This window comes from Streptosporangium fragile (genome assembly GCF_039534445.1).
Taxonomy (GTDB): domain Bacteria; phylum Actinomycetota; class Actinomycetes; order Streptosporangiales; family Streptosporangiaceae; genus Streptosporangium; species Streptosporangium fragile.
Map to the genome: position 1 here is coordinate 1 of NZ_BAAAVI010000171.1, position 1,166 is coordinate 1,166.

1 protein-coding gene is annotated in these 1,166 nt (G+C 66.0%); it reads right to left on the bottom strand.

The window, feature by feature from the left end; translation table 11 throughout:
- The coding region (gene qcrB, locus ABD841_RS40475) for a cytochrome bc1 complex cytochrome b subunit (RefSeq protein WP_344982389.1) at positions 1-1,166 on the bottom strand (1,166 nt) is incomplete at both ends.

Sequence of the window (1,166 nt, forward strand, 5' to 3'; positions counted from 1 at the left end):
CGGCCGACGTAGGTCGTCCAGTTCAGCGAGACGTGGAAGAACGCCGCGATCTCGTCGTTCGCGCCGAGCAGCCACAGCACACCGTAGAACGTGACCGCCGAGATGCCGATCGAGGTGCGGTGCGGGTTGTTGCGGGGACGGTCGACGATGTGGTGCTCGCGGCGGTCGCCGGTCACCCACTGCTCGATGAAGGGGTACAGCGCCAGGCCCGTCATGATGATGCCCATCGGGACGAGCGCCGGGATGAGCACGCTCAGCGGGATGGTGCCCCCCGCCGTCCCGAAGAGGTTGATCTCCCACGAGGGCATCAGGCGGAGCGAGCCTTCGAGGAAGCCCATGTAGAAGTCGGGCTGCGAACCCGCCGAGATGTCCGCCGGCGTGTAGGGACCGAACAGCCAGATCGGGTTGATCTGGGCGAACGTGCCGAGACCGGCGATCACCCCGAACGTAAACATGAAGTAGGCGCCGGCCTTCACCATGAAGGCGGGGTAGAAGGGGGCTCCCACCACGTTCTCGTTCGTGCGGCCCTTGCCCGGCATCTGGGTGTGCTTCTGCACCCACATCAGGATCATGTGGGCCGAGATCAGCGCCAGCAGGATGCCCGGGATGAGCAGGATGTGCAGCGAGTAGAACCGCGAGATCACGTCCTCACCGGGGTATTCGCCGCCGAAGAGGAAGAACGTGATCCACGTGCCGACCAGCGGCAGCGAGATGGCCACGCCCTCGGTGATCCGCAGACCGGCGCCGGAGAGCAGGTCGTCGGGGAGGGAGTAGCCGGTCAGGCCCTCGGCCAGGGCCAGCGTCAGCAGCAGGACGCCGATCAGCCAGTTGATCTCGCGCGGCTTGCGGTACGCCCCGGTGAAGAACACCCGGAGCGCGTGCACCATCATGCCGCCGACGAACAGCAGGGCCGCCCAGTGGTGCATCTGCCGCATCAGCAGGCCGCCGCGCACGTCGAAGCTGAGGGACAGCGACGACGCGTACGCCTCGGACATCATCACGCCCTTGAGGGCGTCGTACGAGCCGGTGTACTCCACGTGGCCCATGCTGGGCTTGAAGAAGAACGTCAGGAACGTACCGGTCAGCAGCAGGATGATGAACGAGTACAGGGCGATCTCGCCCAGCAGGAACGACCAGTGGTCGGGGAAGACCTTGCGCAGGTTGCG